At 44.9% G+C, this 428-nt stretch carries 1 protein-coding gene; it reads right to left on the bottom strand.

The window, feature by feature from the left end; all coding sequences use genetic code 11:
* Nucleotides 1-428 (bottom strand): Ig-like domain-containing protein (locus QUB30_RS01720; RefSeq protein WP_333328159.1); only part of this gene is annotated, 428 nt, incomplete at both ends.

Below are 428 nucleotides of genomic sequence, written 5' to 3'. Positions count from 1 at the left end.
ACGGTGATATCAGTATTATCAAAGCCCGTGACATCTTCATTAAAGGTAGCGGTGACGCTAAATAAACCAGTTACTGTTGGTGTTGAAGTTGATGTTAAGGCAACTGTTGGCGCTGTAGCATCAGAAGTGCGAGTCAGTTGCGTGGCTGCGGTATTGTTATTACCGGCTGTATCCGTAGCTATTGCTGCTGGGACATCAACTGTGACATTACCATCAGCATTAGGTGTGACTGTAAAAGTATAATTGCTGCCGCTTCCTGCAAAATTGCTAACAATGCCGTTAGTAACATTAACGCCAGTTGCAATAAATCCTGTGACGCTTTCGCTGAATGTTGCTGTGACTAAAAATGGTGCGTTTGTGGTTGTTGGGGATGCGGATGTTAAGGCAACTGTGGGGGCTGTAATATCGGCAGTGCGAGTTAATTGAGT

Origin of the sequence: Microcoleus sp. BROC3, assembly GCF_036702515.1 — a bacterium.
GTDB lineage: Bacteria > Cyanobacteriota > Cyanobacteriia > Cyanobacteriales > Microcoleaceae > Microcoleus.
Note: the sequence above shows the minus strand (reverse complement) of the source record. Positions and strands in the feature narration are given on the sequence as shown.